This is a genomic window from Erythrobacter sp. (assembly GCA_019739335.1).
Classification (GTDB): domain Bacteria; phylum Pseudomonadota; class Alphaproteobacteria; order Sphingomonadales; family Sphingomonadaceae; genus Alteraurantiacibacter.
In genome coordinates this window covers 724,460-741,178 of the sequence record CP073261.1, presented here as the reverse complement: position 1 = coordinate 741,178, position 16,719 = coordinate 724,460, and the positions used below count along the sequence as shown (strand labels likewise).

Here is a 16,719-nt window from a genome sequence, read left to right as displayed (position 1 = left end):
AAGGCGGACGGAAAATGGAGAGGGTTATGAGGTTCAAACCGGCTTTTGCTTGCCTGCCCGCGCTGGCGCTGGCCGCTTGCGCAACGGTTCCGCCAGGCGATACCGCCAGCACTGCCGCGCTGCCCGCCAGTGGAGCCGGAGTCGCCAATCCGGAGATCTGGCCTGCCTACGAATATCCTGTCACGGTCAATCCGGAACACGAAGCGCGGATCGCGCAGCTGCTCGCCAGCATGACACTGGAAGAGAAGATCGGCCAGCTGGTGCAGGCGGACCTGTGCTGCGTCACGCCGGAGGATATGCGCGAGTATCACCTCGGTTCGATCCTCGTCGGCGGCAATTCCGGCCCCAACGGCAACGACTTCTCCCCCGCGCCCGACTGGCTGGCGGCGGCGGATGCGTTTTACAATGCCTCTGTCGATACGAGCGACGGCGGCGTGGGCATTCCGATGCTTTGGGGCACCGATGCGGTGCACGGCCATTCGAACATCATCGGCGCGACTATTTTCCCGCACAATATCGGGCTGGGAGCCGCGCACAATCCGGCCCTGATCGAACAGATCGGCCGCGTCACTGCCACCGAAATCCGCGTGACCGGGCAGGAATGGACCTTCGCGCCTACCGTGGCCGTGCCGCAGGATTTCCGGTGGGGCCGCGCCTATGAAGGCTATTCGTCGGACCCCGAACTCGTCGCCAGCTATGTCGGCGCGCTGTTGCAGGGCTTGCAGGGTAATCCGGACAATACCGACCTGCTTTCCGGCCCCTATGTGCTCGCTTCGACCAAGCATTTCCTTGCCGATGGCGGCACCGACAACGGCGTCGACCAGGGCGATTCGTCGATCAGCGAGGAAGACCTGCGCGACATTCACGGCGCGCCCTACGGTCCGGCGATCGAAGGCGGCGTGGCGACGGTGATGGCCAGCTTCTCCAGCTGGCAGGGCGTGAAGATGACCGGCAACGAGTCGCTGCTTACTGGCGTGCTGAAGGACCGGATGGATTTCGGCGGCTTCGTCGTTTCCGACTGGAACGCCCACGGGCAAGTCGCGGGTTGCACCAACGAAAGCTGCCCGCAGGCGCTGCTGGCGGGGATCGACATGTACATGGCGCCCGATACCTGGCGCGATGTTTATGCAGACCTGCTCGCGCGCACCCGAAGCGGCGAAGTGCCGATGGCGCGGGTGGACGATGCGGTGGCGCGGATCCTGCGGGTCAAGCTACGGCTCGGCCTGTTCGATCATGGCGCACCGAGCACGCGGCCATTGGCGGGGCAATACGAATTGCTCGGCGCGCCAGAGCACCGCGAAGTGGCGCGCGAGGCCGTGCGCCAGTCGCTGGTGCTGCTGAAGAACCAGTCCACCCTGCCGATCGCGGCGGGCAGCCGCCTGCTGGTGGCGGGCGAGGGCGCGGACGATATCGGCCGCCAGTCAGGCGGCTGGACGATCACTTGGCAGGGTACCGGGCTGACCGACGAGCATTTCCCCGGCGCGACCTCGATCTGGGACGGTTTGTCTGCAGCGATGACCGAAGGCGGCGGGTCGGCGGAGCTGTCGCCCGACGGCAGCTTCACCCGGCGGCCAGACGTGGCGGTGGTGGTGTTCGGCGAAACGCCCTACGCCGAATTCCAGGGAGACCGGGCCACGCTGCAGCTCGATGAGGCGCTCACCGGCCCGTGGCAAACGATGCAGCGGCTGCGCGAGCAGGGCATTCCGGTGGTGGCGGTGATGATTACCGGGCGGCCGCTCTATGTGAACCCGGCTTTTAACGATGCCGATGCTTTCGTGGTGGCATGGCTCCCCGGCAGCGAAGGCGGCGGGATTGCCGATGTGCTGGTGGGCGATGCGGCGGGCAATCCGCGACACGAGTTCACCGGGCGCCTGCCGACCGACTGGCCCATGACAGCGCGGATGGAGGACGGCGCGCTGTTCCGCTTCGGCGACGGGCTCAGCTATGCCTCGCCGCAAGTGGCGTGGACGCCGCTGCCGGAGAACACCAATGTTGCGGCAGGTGGCGACGAGCGGACCTGGTTTGCTGCTGGCGTTCCGGCGGCGAGCTGGTCGCTGAACGTCGGCGATCCGGCACAGCCGAGCAGCCAGACGCGGATCACTACCGTGCCGGTCGAAGTGCTCGGCGGGCGGGTGGATATCTCGGCGGTCAACCACGTGGTGCAGGAAGGCGCGCGGCGGTTCGAACTGAGCGGCCCCGGCGCTACCACGATCACGCTGGGCACCTTCGAACCGGTCGATCTCAGCCGCGAGACCAATGCCGATATCCTGCTGCTGTTCACAATGAACGCGACGGACCTGCCGGATAACGCCGCGATCGGGATGCGCGATGCTGCGGGCAATCTGGGCACGCGCGCGCTGGGCATTGCCGAAGGGCAGGGTTTCGTGCGCTACGGCATTCCGCTCAAATGCTTCCGCGATCAAGGCGTGGACGTGACGCAGATGCAGACGCCTTTCGTGCTTTCCGGCACCGGGGCGGGTGATGTGAGCCTGGCCGAAGTGCGTCTGGGCATGGACGCCGAGCAGGTGCTGGCTTGCGAATGATGCGGCTGTTTGCCGTGCTGGCGGCCAGTGCCTTCGGACTGGGGTCGCTGGCGGCCTGCGCGCAGGAAACGGTGCAAGTCGAAGTGCCGGGGGGCACGGTGCGCGGCACAGTCGAGCCGGACAGCCTGGTGTTTCGCGGCATTCCCTTCGCCGCCGCGCCCACGGGCGATCTGCGCTGGCAGCCGCCGCAGCCGGTCACCGACTGGCAGGGCGTGCGCGACGGCATGGAAAATGCGCCTGCCTGCCCGCAATACTCCGAAGGCTGGAACGCGGCGCAGGCGGCGGACTGGGACGAGGATTGCCTGACGCTCGATGTCCGCACGCCCTCGCTCGAAGGCGTGCGCCCGGTGATGGTGTGGATCCATGGCGGTTCGAACCGCTCCGGCGCATCGGGCGGCCCGGCGGATTCGGACCTGACGCGGCAGGGCGTGGTGGTGGTCGGCATCCAGTACCGGCTCGGCGTGCTCGGCTTCCTCGCCCATCCGGAACTGAGCGAGGAGCAGGGAGGGTTCAGCGGCAATTACGGACTGATGGACCAGATCGCCGCCTTGCGCTGGGTGCGCGACAACATCCATCGCTTCGGCGGCGATCCTTCGCAGGTGACCTTGTTCGGCGAAAGCGCAGGTTCGCAGGACGTTTCGCTGATGCTCGCCGCGCCCGCCGCGCAAGGCCTGTTCGGCGCGGCAATCCTGCAAAGCGGGACGCCGGGGTTCGGTCAGTCCTTCCGCACACTGGCGGAGGCGGAGGAAGTCGGCGCGCAATTCGGCAGCGTGGCGACCTTGCGCGGCATGTCGGCGCAGGCAATTCTCGACGCGACACCCGCCTACGAAGAGACTAGCGGCGGCGCGATCACGCCGTTCCTGCGCACCGTGATCGACGGGAGGGTGCTGCCCGCCGCGCCCGACGTGTTGCTGGCGGGGCGCGAACCGCTGCCGGTCATCATCGGCACCGACCGGGTGGAATTCTCCGCCCCCGATGACGAGGCGACGGTAAGCGGCATGGCGCGCCAGTATTTCGGCGATGAAGCAGAGGAAATGCTCGCGCTCTACCGCGCCGAGCAGGTCGAGCCGCGCCGCGGCGGGATCGGCACGCGGATCATTTCGGACGTGCTGTTCCATTGCCCCGCGGACCAGCTTGCGGACCTGCTCACGCGGAGCGGCTGGCCCGTCTGGCGCTACGAATTCGATATCGGCGAAGACGGCGGGCTGACACGGCACGCCTATGAAATCGGCTGGGTGTTCGAACGCCTGCCGATCGGGTCGCAAGCCTTCATGCAGGACTACTGGGCGGCGCTAGCCGTATCAGGCGACCCCAATGGCGTGGCCGGTATTGCCGAAGCGCGCCCCGGCTGGGAGCCGTGGCAGATCGAGAATTCCCGGCAACTGCTCATCACCCAAACTAAAACCGCGATGGAAAGCGCACGCCCGCGTGCCGCGATCTGCGCCCGATTGGAGGCTTACTGATGTCGCTGAGAACCCTGCTTGCCACCTGCTGCAGTGCAAGCCTGCTGCTCGCCCCGCTGCCCGCCGCCGCGCAGGCTTCTCCGGCGGAGCCGCTGCCGGTCGGCACCTGCATCAATCTCGGCAATCACCTCGAATCGCCGCAGGAGAACGACTGGGGCGCGCATCGGCTTGGCCCGGCGGATTTCACCCGCATCCGTGCTGCCGGGTTCACCACCGTGCGGCTGCCGGTGCGCTGGGCGAACAAGACCGGGGACGGGCCGGACTACACCATCGATCCGGCGTGGCTGGCGCGGGTGAGCGAGCTGGTCGACGCCGCGCTCGCCGCCGATCTCAACGTCATGCTCAACAGCCACAATTTCGAGGAGCTGCACGCCGATCCGGCTGGCAATGCGGCGAAGCTGGCAGCGATCTGGCGGCAGGTGGGCGCGCATTTCGCCGATCGTTCGGACCGGCTTTGGTTTGAACCCGAGAACGAGCCGCACGGGGCGTTCACTAACGAAAACCTCGTCGCCACGCTGGCCCCCGCACTGGCGGAAATCCGCGCCACCAATCCCACCCGCGCAGTGATTATCGGCGGCGGCAACTGGAGCGGCATCGATTCGCTGGCAACGCTCGAACTGCCCGACGATCCCAACGTCCACCCGACTTTTCATTACTACGAGCCGTTCGATTACACCCACCAGGGCGCGACCTGGGCGGGGCAGGTTCCCGAAGCGGGCACCCGTCCCTACGGCACTCCCGCCGATGCCGAACGGCTGGCAAGCGATGTCGCCAAGCTTGAAGCCTATGTCGCCCGCACCGGGCTGACCCCGTTCATGGGCGAGACGGGCGCATTCGACGGCGGTTCCGCGCTCGACCAGCGGATCGCCTACCACACTGCCGTTCGCGAGGCCTTCGCCCCAACCGGCATCGGCATGTGCGCCTGGGCCTATGCCAACACCTTCCCGTTCTGGGATGCGGAGACCGGGCAATGGCTGCCCGGCCTGCGCGCGGCTTTCGGGCTGCCCGAAGACTAGTCGCCGCTTACTGCGTAGGGCCCGGCCACCACTCCGGTGAACAGGTTGCTGCGCACCGAGGCCATGTGGGAAACGTCCACATCCTCGGCCAGCACGCGCCATGTGCCGCTGCCGGGGGCACGGTAGCTGAAGTCGGCATTGCCATTGTCGAAAGCGATCCGCAGTTCGACCTCGCCCGCAGCATAGGGCACCGATTGCACCACTTCGCCGCCGGTAGCCATCCCCGCACCATCGCGGCGCAATACGGCCAGCACCGGGCCTTGCTCCGTGCCCATCAGCCCTACGCTGACGAACGCGACTTCGCTCGCTACCGCCGCCAGCCCGGCAAAGTCGCCCTCTGCTTGCGGTGCGAAGGAAAAGCGGGTGGTGAAGCTCGCCGCGTGATGGCGCAGCCGCTGCCCGGCAAAGCTCGGCATCGCGCCTTCGCCCAGATCGGTGCCGGACGGGGCCAGCATCAGCGCGCCGCCTTCCAGTGCCATGTTCTGTACATCGGGCACGTTGCGGATCCGCAGCCATTCCGGCCCAAGCCTTGCAGCGGTGAAATCATCGCGCCAGCTATCGAAATCGGCCCCCGGTGACGGGGCCAATGCCGGGCGCGGGGCGGTCAACGGCACGGGTTCTCCACTGTCGAGCATGATCGGCCAGCCATCGCGCCATTCCACCGGCAGCAGGAATGTCTCGCGCCCCAGCAGCGTATCCTGCCCGGCATAGGGCCGGGTAGCGAGGAATACCCCCCACCAGCTGCCATCGTCCAGCTCGACAAAATCGGCATGGCCGGTGGCTTCCACCCGGTCGGGGCGATTCGCCGGCATATCGCGCTGGGTCAGGATCGGATTGACCGGGCCGGACTCGTAAGGACCGTCGATGTCGCGGCTGCGATAGATCGTCTGGGAATGCTGGTCTGCCGTGCCGCCTTCTGCCGCCAGCAGGTAGTGCCAGTCCCCTACCTTGTAGATGTGCGGCCCTTCGGCCCAGATCGGGTTGTCCGCCGGGTTCACCCCGCCGTCCACCAGCAGCGTGGGCTCGCCGACCAGTTGCTGGGTCGCCAGATCGAATTCGCGCAGCCAGATCGCGCGGTGGCCCTCGTAACGCGGCTCCCCCACCGGGGCATCGTTGTAGGTAATCCAGCCGCGCCCTTCGGCGTCGACATAGAGCGAGGGATCGATACCCTCAAACGCCAGCCAGACCGGATCGGACCACGGCCCGGCGGGATCGCTGGCGGTGACCATGAAGTTGCCCTCGCATCGCACGCAGGTGTTGAAAATGTAGAAGATGCCGTCGTGATGCGTGATCGCCGGGGCATAGAGCGCGTCGCCGGTGAGCGACATTCCGGTGAAATCGACCATGCCGGGGCGGTCGATCGCATTGCCGATCTGCCGCCAGTTCACCAGATCGCGGCTGTGCATGATCGGCAGGCCGGGGAACCAGGCAAAGGTGGAAGTGACGAGATAGAAATCGTCCCCCACTTTCACGATCGAGGGATCGGGGTGGAAACCCGGCAGGACGGGATTCGCGAACTGGCCTGCGGGGACTGCCTGGGCCTCGCCTTCGTAAGCGACATATTCGAACCGTGCGGTCGGCCCGGCCCAGGCAGGAACTGCCAGCGCCAGCGCGGCCAATCCGGCGGCTGCAAAACCTATTCCTTCACGCATACGAAATTTCCTCTCCGTGGATTCGGCCACTTGCCCTGTGGCGTTCTGCCTCATATGGTAGCGCTATCAGGCCTTAAGACAAGAGGCGGGGCAAGAGGAAAACAATGTCCGTAGAATTGCAGGGCCTGCTGCCCGCCGATTACCGGGATGGCAGCTTTATCGGGCGTGCTCTGGCGCCCGAAGGGCCGTGCGTGATTGCCGTGCGCGAGGGCGAATTGTTCGACCTGACGCAGGACGTGGCGACCGTTTCGGGCGCGATTGCGCGTCGCAGCTTTGCGGGCGGACGGTCGCTCGGCCCGGTGGAGAACGGCCTCCCGGAAGGCTGGAGCCTGCTCACTCCCATCGACTTGCAGGCCGTGAAAGCCAGCGGCGTGACCTTTGCGATTTCCGCCATCGAGCGGGTGATCGAAGAGCGCGCGCGCGGCGATTCGGCGCGGGCTGCCGAAATTCGCGCCTCGCTCGAAGAGAAAGTCGGCACGATCCGCGAAGTCGTGCCCGGCAGTGCCGAGGCCATGCGGCTGAAAGACCTGCTGATCGAACAAGGCATGTGGTCGCAATACCTCGAAGTCGCCATCGGCCCCGATGCGGAGATTTTCTCCAAGTCGCCGGTGCTCTCCACCGTGGGTGCGGGGGCAATGGTCGGGGTGCGTTCGGATTCGAGCTGGAACAACCCGGAGCCCGAAGTGGTGCTGGTCTGCGATGCGCACGGCGAGGTTGTTGGCGCAACGCTGGGCAACGATGTGAACCTGCGCGATTTCGAAGGCCGCAGCGCGCTGCTGCTGTCGAAAGCGAAGGACAACAACGCCAGTTGCGCGATCGGCCCGTTCATCCGCCTGTTCGACGATGGCTTTACCATCGACGATGTGCGGCAGGCCAATGTCGATCTGCATATCCTCGGGCCGGAGGGCTACGTGCTCGAAGGGAGCAACGACATGCGCCAGATTTCCCGCGATCCGCTCGATCTGGTGGAACAATGCCTGTCCGAACATCATTACCCCGACGGGTTCGTGCTGTTCTGCGGCACGCTGTTTGCCCCGGTGCAGGATCGCGATGCGCCGGGTGCGGGCTTTACCCACAAGGTGGGCGACGTGGTGACGATTTCCTCGCGGCGGCTGGGCAAGCTCACCAATACCGTCACCACCAGCCGCGACGCGCCGCCCTGGACGATGGGCATCGGCGCTTTCATTCGCAACCTCGCTTCGCGCGGGCTTATCGACAGGATCTGATTACCGTGACTTCCACTCTTTCCCACTACATCGGCGGTGCCTTCACCGGCGCGGCCGACACGCTCGAAAGCATCAACCCTTCGGACACCGCCGAGATCGTCGCCCGCTTCCCGCAGGGCGATGCGGCCCATGTCGAAGCTGCCGTTTCTGCGGCGCAGGACGCGCAGAAGGGCTGGGCCGATGCCAGCCCCGAAGTGCGCGCCGACCTGCTGGAGAAGATTGCCCAGGCCCTGTTCGCCCGCTCCGCCGAGATCGGCGAATTGCTGGCGCGCGAGGAAGGCAAGCTGCGCGGCGAAGGCGTGGGCGAAACGCTGCGCGCCGCACGCATCTTCCGCTATTTCGCGGGCGAGGCGCTGCGCCGTCATGGGCTGACGCTCGAATCGACACGCCCCGGCCTCGATGTTGCCACCTATCGCGAGGCGGTCGGGCCGGTCGGCCTGATTACCCCGTGGAACTTCCCCATCGCCATTCCCGCGTGGAAGGCCGCCCCCGCGCTTGCCTTCGGCAACACCGTGGTGATCGCGCCGTCGAACGAGACGCCCGCGGTGGCGCATATGCTTGCCGAGATTATCCACGAAGCCGGAGTGCCCGCTGGCGTGTTCAACATGGTGCTGGGCGGCGGCGATGCAGGGGCCGCGCTGGTGGAGCATGACGGAATTGTCGCGATCAGCTTTACCGGCAGCCAGGCGACCGGCGCCAAGGTGCTCGCCGGTGCTGCGGCCAAGCAGAAGCGCGTGCAGCTGGAAATGGGTGGCAAGAACCCGCTGGTGGTCTGCGCCGATGCCGATCTCGACAAGGCGGTCTCGATCGCCGCCGATGGCGGGTTCTTCCAGACCGGCCAGCGCTGCACCGCATCGAGCCGGGTGATCGTCGAGGATGCCATTCACGATGCTTTCGTCGAAAAGCTGGCCGCCAAGGCGCAATCGCTCAAGGTTGGCGGCGCGCTGGCCGAAGGCACGCAGGTCGGCCCCGCCAATTCGGCGCGGCAGCTCGAACAGAACTTCCGTTATGTCGGCATCGCCTGCGACGAAGGCGGGCGGCTGGTAGCGGGCGGCGAGCAGGCGCTTGCCGAGACCCAGGGCCATTTCATGCAGCCGACCGTGATCGCCGATACCGCGCCGGAGATGCGGATCAACAACGAGGAAGTGTTCGGCCCGGTCGTCTCGACCGTGCGGGTCAAGGATTATGACGAAGCGCTGGCAGTAGCCAATCGCGGCACCTTCGGGCTGTCGGCAGGGATCGTCACCACCAGCCTGTCGAAGGCGCGCGACTTCCGCAAGAACATCAAGGCGGGCATGGTGATGGTCAACCTGCCCACCGCGGGGGTCGATTACCACGTGCCCTTCGGCGGTACGCGCGGTTCCAGCTATGGCGGGCGCGAGCAGGGCTTTGCCGCTGTCGAATTCTACACACAGATAAAAACGGTTTATACGGGAGACTGAGTTCACATGAGCGGAGGGGAGCTGCGACCGGAGGGGTCGCGCGCAATCTACCCGTCGCTGGCCGGCCGCAAGGTCATCGTCAGCGGCGGCGGATCGGGTATCGGCGAAGGGATTGTCGAGGCATTCGCGCGGCAGGGCAGCGCGGTGGCCTTTGTCGACGTGCAGGAAGACATGAGCGAGGCGTTGATCGCGCGCTTGCAGGACGCGGCGATCCCGCCGCATTTCGTCCATTGCGACATCACCGATTGCGAGGATTACGGCCACAAGATCGGCAAGATGATCGAACGGCTGGGTGGCTGCGACGTGCTGATCAACAACGCCGCCAACGATGATCGGCATAAGGTGCTGGATGTCACGCCTGCCTATTGGGACGAGCGGATGGCGGTGAACCTGAAGCACCAGTTCTTCGCCGCGAAGGCCGCCGTGCCCGCGATGCGCGCGGCGGGCGGTGGCGCGATCATCAACATGGGTTCGATCAGCTGGCACCTGGGGCTGGAGGACCTGACGATCTACCAGACCGCCAAGGCCGCCATCGAGGGGCTGACCCGCAGCCTGGCGCGCGAACTGGGGCGGGACAATATCCGCGTCAACACCATCATTCCCGGCAATGTACAGACACCCCGGCAAATGAAATGGTACACGCCCGAAGGCGAGGCGGAAATTGTTGCCGCGCAATGCCTGGACGGGCGGATCATGCCGGTCGATATTGCTGCAATGGCGCTTTTCCTGGCGTCGGACGATGCGCGCTATTGCACCGCGCACAATTACTGGGTGGATGCCGGATGGAGATAAGGCCAGAAGTTCGTTCGCTGCTGCAGGCGCAGAGCCGCCTTGGCGAAGGCGTGTTCTGGGACGCGGAGCGCGACGTGGTCTGGTTCGTCGATATCAAGGGCCATCACCTGTGGCACTACGATCCGGTGACCGGCAGCAATGCCCGCGCCGAGGCGCCCGGCCAGATCGGCTGGGGCTTGCCTGCCGAAGGTGGCCTGCTGCTGTGCGGCTTGCAGGACGGGCTCTATACCTTCGATCCCGCAACGCAGCTTTTCGAACGGCTGATGGAGGTGCCGGGCGAACCCGCGCACAACCGCTTGAACGATGCCTGCACCGATCCGTGGGGGCGGGTATGGTTCGGATCGATGGACGATAGCGAGAACGCGGCTTCGGGCCGGTTCTACGTGTTCGATCGCGGCGAGATTCGCGCGGCCGGGCCATCGGGCATCACCATCACAAATGGCCCTGCGATCAGTCCGCAGGGGGACCGGATCTATTTCACCGACACCAGTTCGCAGAAGATCATGGTGGCGGACCTGACCCGTGACGGGGTGGGCGAAGCGCGGCCCTTCGTCGATACCGCGACGCATTTCCCCAATGCCTATCCCGATGGGCCGATCGTCGATGCCGAGGATCACGTGTGGACCGGGCTCTATCTCGGCGCGCGGGTGGCGCGGTTCAGCCCCGACGGCGAACTGGTGGGCACATGGGTCATGCCCGCGCGCGACATCACCAAGATGGCGCTGGGCGGCGCTGACCTGCGCACGGCTTTTGTCACTACGGCGACCAAGAACATGGAGCCGGGCGATTACGCTGAATTCCCGGCATCGGGCGATCTGCTGGCTTTCGAAGCGCCGGTGGCGGGAGTGCCGCAGGCGCGGGTGAAACTGGGATGAGCCTGCGGGCGGGCCTGTGGGCCATAGGTGTGTTGCTATTTGCCAGCACCCCCGCCGTTGCCGAGCCCGAACTCGCCCCGGTGTGGAGCGACGGCGCGGTGATCCAGCGCGACCGGGACGTGACCGTGCAGGGCTACGCTTCGCCGGGTGCGCAGATCATCGGCACGCTGGGCGAGGATCGCGCGGATGCTCGCGCAGATGCCGAGGGCGTGTTCGTCCTGCGATTCCCGGCCCGCCCCGCCAGTGCCGAACCCGTGGCGCTCAGCGTCACCGACGCCAGCGGCACTGTGGATGTGTCGGATCTACTCGTCGGCGATGTCTATCTGTGCTCCGGCCAGTCGAACATGGCCTTCACCGTCGCCGCTGGTCTCAACGGCTACAACAATATCCAGGCCAGCAACGATCCGCTGTTGCGGATGCTGACCGTGCCGCTCACCACCTCCGCCGTGCCCACGCGCGACTTCGGCGGCGAAGTGGCGTGGCAATCGGCTTCGCCTGAAACTACCGGAGGGTTCTCCGCCGCCTGCTATTACATGCTGCGTGATCTGCGCGCCGAACTCGGCATTCCGATGGGCGCGATCCATTCGAGCTGGGGCGGCTCGCAGATCCGCGCCTGGCTGACCCCTGCGGGCGGCGCGGCGCTCTATGGCGAGGAGGCGATGGGGCTGCTTTCGAGCTACGCCGACGATCCTTTGACTGCGGTCGCCGCTTTCGCGCCCGAGTGGCAGGACTGGTATCGCGAAGCCAGCAGCGGCAGCACGCCGTGGAGCGAGCCCGACAGCCTCGACTGGCAGTCTGTCCCGCAAATCGGCCCTTGGACCGCATGGGGCGAGGGCGCACCGCCGCCGGTCGGCAATGTCTGGTTCCGCCGCACGATTGAACTCACCGCCGCGCAGGCGGCAGCGGGCGCTGTGCTCAATATAGGCATTATCGACGATCTCGATGGGACGTTCGTCAACGGCCATCCGGTCGGCATCAGCCATGGCTGGAGCACCGAGCGGGAGTACACTGTGCCAGCCCGCTTCCTGCGCGCAGGGGCGAACGAGATCGTCTTCGCCGCTAGCAACAGCTGGGGCGCGGGCGGGATGCAGAGCGGCGCGGATCGGCTTTCGCTAACCGTGGCAGGCGAGCGCATCGCACTCGGCGAAGGGTGGCGTCACGCCGCCAGCCCGGTCACGCAGATGCCGCCGCGCGCGCCGTGGGATGCCAATGCCGGGATCGGGGTGATGCACAACCGCATGGTTGCGCCCATCGGCCAGCTCAGCCTTGCAGGCGCGGCATGGTATCAGGGCGAAAGCGACGTCGGCATTCCCGGCTACGGAGATCGACTGCGCGAGCTGTTCGCCGGATGGCGCGCGCAGTTCGGGCCCGACATACGGATGCTGGTGGTGCAACTGGCGAACTATGGCGAACCGAGCAGCGTGCCCGTCGCCAGCGGTTGGGCGGAGCTGCGCGAAGTGGAGCGGCAGGCGGTGCTCGCCGATCCGAATGCGGCGATCGTCACCGCGATCGATCTGGGCGAATGGAGCGACATCCACCCGACCAACAAGGTGCTGCTCGGCCAGCGGCTGGCACTGGCGGCGCTGGGCGAAGCACTGCCGCAACCGGTGTCTGCCGAGCGGATTGACGGCTACGTGCGGGTTGATTTCTCCGGCGTCGAAGGCGCGCTCGAAAGCTGGAGTGGCCCTCCGCTGGCTTTCGAACTGTGCGGCGAAACACAGGAAAGCTGCCGCTTTGCCGCCGGCTTTGTTCGTGGCAACGCAGTGCTGCTCCCGCTCGACGATCTGCCCGTCACCCGCGTTCGCCATGGCTGGGCCGATGCCCCGGTGGTCAACACCTTCGACGCCCGCAACATCGCCCTACCGGGATTCGAGCTGGCGGTTAGCGAATGACGGTGCAGCTTTTTGCGGGGGAGTGGCACGCCGAAGTGCGGCCGGAAATCGGCGGGGTCCTCTCGGCGCTGCGGTTCAATGGTGTGGATGTGCTGCGCCCGATGCCTGCAGACGCGACTGACCCGCTCCAAAGCGCCTCTTTCGCGTTGGTGCCTTATTGCAACCGCATCGCCGATGGCACGTTTCGCTGGTGCGAGCAGATGATCGAAATGCCTCGCAATTTCCCGCCAGAACAGCACAGCCTTCACGGTCTCGGCTGGCAGGTGCCGTGGGAAGTGGCGCGCGCGGACAGCTTCCGCTGTACGCTGGTGCATCGCCATTCCGGTTCTGACGCCAGTTGGCCGTGGGCCTATCGCGCGGAGCAACGTATCCGGCTGGGCGCGCAGGGGTGCAAGGTCACGCTCGACGTGACCAATTTTGCTGACACGCCCATGCCCACAGGTCTCGGCTTCCACCCCTATTTCCGCCGCAACCCTGAGACCCGGCTGCGCTTCGCCAGCGAGGGCATGATGGTGGTGGATGCCGGGCTGATCCCCACCGGAGAGCGGGTGCCGTCCAAAACGCTGGCGGACTGGGGCGCGGGGACTGCGCTGCCCGAGGTGCTGGTCGATCACTGCTTCGTTCACTGGGCGGGCAAGGTGCGGATCGAGGATGCGCTGGGCACGATTACCCTGAGTGCGCGCGGTGCGCCGAACCTGCACGTCTATTCCCCCACCGATGACTCCGCGCTGTGCTGCGAGCCGGTGACGCACACCCCAGATGCGCCGAACCAGTCGCCGGGCGAAATGATCGTGCTGCCGCCGGGATGCACCGCCAGCGTCGAAATGGAAATTTCCGCGATGGCTGCCTGATTCAAGGTCAGTGATTGTGCCGGGGCAGCTTGCGGCTGGTCCCGCGATACTTGAGCGCGAATTCCATCACTCCGCCTTCGCCAAGCTGGCCGGTCTTCTCGCGGTAGAGTTCTTCCCACGGCGTCTGGCTCGGCGGCACCGGCGGGGCAGGGTCCTCCGCCTTGCGCCGCGCGATTTCAGCCTCATCCACCAGCGCATTGCAGGTCCGGGCGTTCAGATCGACGCGGATTACGTCCCCCGTTCGCAGCCATGACAGCCCCCCGCCCACCGCGCTTTCGGGCGAGACGTTGAGGATCGAAGGGCTGTCGCTGGTGCCCGATTGCCGCCCGTCACCCAGCGTCGGCAGCCATTGCTTGCCCGCGCGGATCATCCGTTCGGGCGGCTGCATATTGACGACCTCGGCGCTCCCCGGCCAGCCGATCACGCCCGAACCGCGAATGACCAGAATGCAATCCTCGTCGATCGCGAGCTCCGGATCGTCGATGCGGTGGTGGTAGTCGTCCGAGCCGTCGAACACGATCGCGCGGGCCTCGAACACGCCCTCGTTGCCCGGCTGCGAGAGATAGCGTTGGCGGAATTCGGCCGAGATCACCGAAGTTTTCATGATCGCGAAATCGAACAGGTTGCCCGACAGCACGAGGAACCCGGCGCTGTCCATCAGCGGATCGGCGAAGGGGCGGATCATCTCTCGGTCGCCGCTTTCGCGCAGTGCGAGGTTCTCGGCCAGTGTGGTGCCGGTGCAGGTGCGCACCCCGCCGTGCAGCTTGCCCGCCTGCAACAGTTCCCACATCGCCGCCGGGACTCCGCCCGCGCGGTGGAACCGTTCGCCCAGATACTTGCCCGCCGGCTGCATGTTGACCAGCAGCGGCAGGTCGTAGCCGTGATCCTGCCAGACGCTGGCTTCCAGTTCGACCCCGGCATGGCGCGCCATCGCGGTGATGTGCGGCTGCGCATTGGAGGAGCCGCCGATCACGCTGACCGTGGCAATCGCATTGAGGAAAGCCTCGCGCGTCAGGATATCCGAAGGCTTGAGGTCCTCCAGCACCATTTCCACGATGCGCCGCCCGGTGCGGTAGGCCATCTGCCCGCGCTCGCGATAGGGCGCAGGGATCGCTGCACAGCCGGTAAGCGACAGGCCGAGCGCTTCGGCCACGGCGTTCATCGTGCTCGCCGTGCCCATCGAATTGCAGTGGCCGGCGCTGGGCGCACTGTCGGTGGCGCGTTCGAGGAACTCCGCCTCGTCGATCTCGCCTGCTGCCAGCTTGCGGCGGCTGCGCCAGATCACGGTGCCGGAGCCCACCAGTTCGCCCTCGTGCCAGCCGTCGAGCATCGGCCCGCCGGAGAGGACGATGGCGGGAATATCCACCGTGCTCGCGGCCATGATCTGGCTCGGCGTGGTCTTGTCGCAGCCGGTGGTGAGCACCACGCCGTCGATCGGGTAGCCGTTGAGCAGTTCGACCAGCCCGAGATAGAGCAGGTTGCGATCGAGCGCAGCTGTCGGTCGGCGACAGTTTTCGAAAATCGGATGGACGGGGAACTCGATGGGGATCCCGCCCGCATCGCGAATGCCATCGCGCGTGCGCTTGGCAAGATCGAGGTGGATGCGGTTGCAGGGGGAAAGATCGCTGCCCGACTGGGCAATACCGATGATCGGCTTGCCGCTCTGCAATTCTTCGGGCGTCACCCCGTAATTCATGAACCGCTCCAGATAGAGCGCGGTCATGTCCATGCGATCGGGATTGGCGAACCAGTCCCGGCTGCGCAGCTTTCGGGCCTTGGATCTCTTGGGCGAGTCGCTCACTTGCGCTTTTCCGCCACCAGGCTGGGCGCGGCGTCGGACGCGCGGCGGATCAACTGGTAGGGCATGAACTTGGTTTCCTGCACCACCTTCTCTCCCTGCTTCTTAGCGCGCAGCAGCCGCGCGGCGGTGGAGACGGCCCAGGCGGTCATTTCGCGGATCGGCTGGCGGATGGTGGTCAGTTCGGGCCAGATCGAGCTGGCTAGATCGGTGTCGTCGAAACCGCAGACGGTGATGTCGCTGGGCACGTCGAGATGGCGACGATGGGCGACGGCCACGGTGGCGGCGGCCATGTCGTCGTTCGAGGCGAAAATCGCGGTGGGGCGCGGATCGACCGCCAGCAGCCGTTCCGCCGCGTCCATGCCCGAACGATAGGTAAACCGCCCCTGCACGATCAGCCGGTCGTCCGTCTCCAGCCCGGCATTCTCCATTGCTGCGCGATAACCGTTCAGCCGCCGCGATGCCGCTACCTGTTCGGGGTTGCCGATGATGAAGCCGATCCGCTTGTGCCCCAGCCCGATGATGTGGCTCGTCATATCATAGGCGGCCTGGTAATCGTCGATCAGCACTTCGGCGCCGGTGCCGCTGGCGACACCCGGACCCACGGCCACCACGATCCCGCCGTTCTGCACGATCAGGTCGAGCACGCTCTGGTCGTCGCACAAAGGCGGGGGCAGGATGAAGCCGCGGATTCCGGCCTCCACCAGCTTGCCGATCAGCTGCTTGCCGTCGTCCCCCTCTTCCTCGTTTACGCCCTGGACGATCAGCTGGGTATCGTTGCGGTTGGCTTCCTCGAGCGATCCCATCAGGAATTCGGCGAGGTAGGAACTGGAGGGATTGTCGAACAGCAGCGCGATCCGCAGCTGCTCGCCGCCAGCCAGACTTCGCGCGGCGCGGTTGGGGCTGTAGTTAAGCTTTTCGATGGCGGCGAGCACGGCATCGCGGGTGCTGCCGCGCACGCTGGCTTCATTGTTGATGACGCGGCTGACCGTCATCGGCGAGCATTGCGCTTCGCGCGCCACATCGCTGATCGTCGGCTGGCCGGACTGCCGCCCTTTGGCTTTGCGCGTATTCACTGTCTTTTCGAGACCCCTGCTTTCAGCCGGCGTTCTGGCGCTATGCCGCGCCGGGGGCAAGGGCTTTGCTTGCGCTACCATTTCAGTTGCGGC

At 66.2% G+C, this 16,719-nt stretch carries 12 protein-coding genes; 9 read left to right on the top strand and 3 right to left on the bottom strand.

Annotated features, from left to right (window positions below; genetic code table 11):
- The first annotated feature begins 26 nt into the window (after positions 1 to 26).
- From JY451_03630 to JY451_03620, 3 genes are read left to right on the top strand one after another with little or no spacing between them, the layout of a single operon-like run.
- A complete protein-coding gene (locus JY451_03630; protein QZH75698.1) occupies positions 27 to 2,543 on the top strand; it encodes an exo 1,3/1,4-beta-D-glucan glucohydrolase in 2,517 nt (838 codons plus the stop codon).
- The gene (locus JY451_03625) at positions 2,540 to 4,006 is read left to right on the top strand and encodes a carboxylesterase family protein (GenBank protein QZH75697.1); all 1,467 of its coding nucleotides are present in this window, start codon (positions 2,540 to 2,542) and stop codon (positions 4,004 to 4,006) included. Before JY451_03630 ends, JY451_03625 begins: the two co-directional genes overlap by 4 nt.
- A complete protein-coding gene (locus JY451_03620; protein QZH75696.1) occupies positions 4,006 to 5,022 on the top strand; it encodes a glycoside hydrolase family 5 protein in 1,017 nt (338 codons plus the stop codon). Before JY451_03625 ends, JY451_03620 begins: the two co-directional genes overlap by 1 nt.
- Here the strand turns inward: JY451_03620 and JY451_03615 are convergent.
- Positions 5,019 to 6,674, bottom strand: coding sequence for a glycoside hydrolase family 43 protein (locus tag JY451_03615; GenBank protein ID QZH75695.1), 1,656 nt, complete (start codon positions 6,672 to 6,674; stop codon positions 5,019 to 5,021). The genes JY451_03620 and JY451_03615 overlap by 4 nt on opposite strands.
- 104 nt (positions 6,675 to 6,778) lie before the next feature.
- Between JY451_03615 and JY451_03610 the strand changes: the two genes are divergently transcribed.
- From JY451_03610 to JY451_03585, 6 genes are read left to right on the top strand one after another with little or no spacing between them, the layout of a single operon-like run.
- Positions 6,779 to 7,900 carry a fumarylacetoacetate hydrolase family protein gene (locus JY451_03610; protein ID QZH75694.1) on the top strand — a complete coding sequence of 374 codons (1,122 nt, stop codon included), beginning with the start codon at positions 6,779 to 6,781 and terminating at the stop codon, positions 7,898 to 7,900.
- 29 nt (positions 7,901 to 7,929) lie between these two features.
- On the top strand, positions 7,930 to 9,342 hold the full coding sequence (locus JY451_03605) for an aldehyde dehydrogenase family protein (GenBank protein ID QZH76538.1): 1,413 nt from the start codon (positions 7,930 to 7,932) through the stop codon (positions 9,340 to 9,342).
- A 6-nt stretch (positions 9,343 to 9,348) separates the two neighbouring features.
- Positions 9,349 to 10,134, top strand: coding sequence for an SDR family oxidoreductase (locus tag JY451_03600; GenBank protein QZH75693.1), 786 nt, complete (start codon positions 9,349 to 9,351; stop codon positions 10,132 to 10,134).
- Entirely contained in the window at positions 10,125 to 11,009 is an 885-nt protein-coding gene (locus JY451_03595; protein QZH75692.1) for an SMP-30/gluconolactonase/LRE family protein, read from the top strand. The genes JY451_03600 and JY451_03595 overlap by 10 nt, the downstream gene beginning before the upstream one ends.
- Positions 11,006 to 12,901, top strand: a complete 1,896-nt coding sequence (locus JY451_03590; GenBank protein ID QZH75691.1) for a sialate O-acetylesterase — start codon at positions 11,006 to 11,008, stop codon at positions 12,899 to 12,901. The genes JY451_03595 and JY451_03590 overlap by 4 nt, the downstream gene beginning before the upstream one ends.
- Complete coding sequence (locus JY451_03585; GenBank protein QZH75690.1) at positions 12,898 to 13,752, top strand: aldose 1-epimerase; 855 nt, start codon at positions 12,898 to 12,900, stop codon at positions 13,750 to 13,752. The genes JY451_03590 and JY451_03585 overlap by 4 nt, the downstream gene beginning before the upstream one ends.
- A 7-nt stretch (positions 13,753 to 13,759) precedes the next feature.
- Here the strand turns inward: JY451_03585 and JY451_03580 are convergent, their stop codons facing one another.
- Positions 13,760 to 15,553: a dihydroxy-acid dehydratase family protein gene (locus tag JY451_03580; GenBank protein ID QZH75689.1), complete on the bottom strand. Its 1,794-nt coding sequence runs from the start codon at positions 15,551 to 15,553 to the stop codon at positions 13,760 to 13,762.
- Entirely contained in the window at positions 15,550 to 16,707 is a 1,158-nt protein-coding gene (locus JY451_03575) for a LacI family DNA-binding transcriptional regulator (protein ID QZH75688.1), read from the bottom strand. The genes JY451_03580 and JY451_03575 overlap by 4 nt, the downstream gene beginning before the upstream one ends.
- Positions 16,708 to 16,719 lie beyond the last annotated feature (12 nt).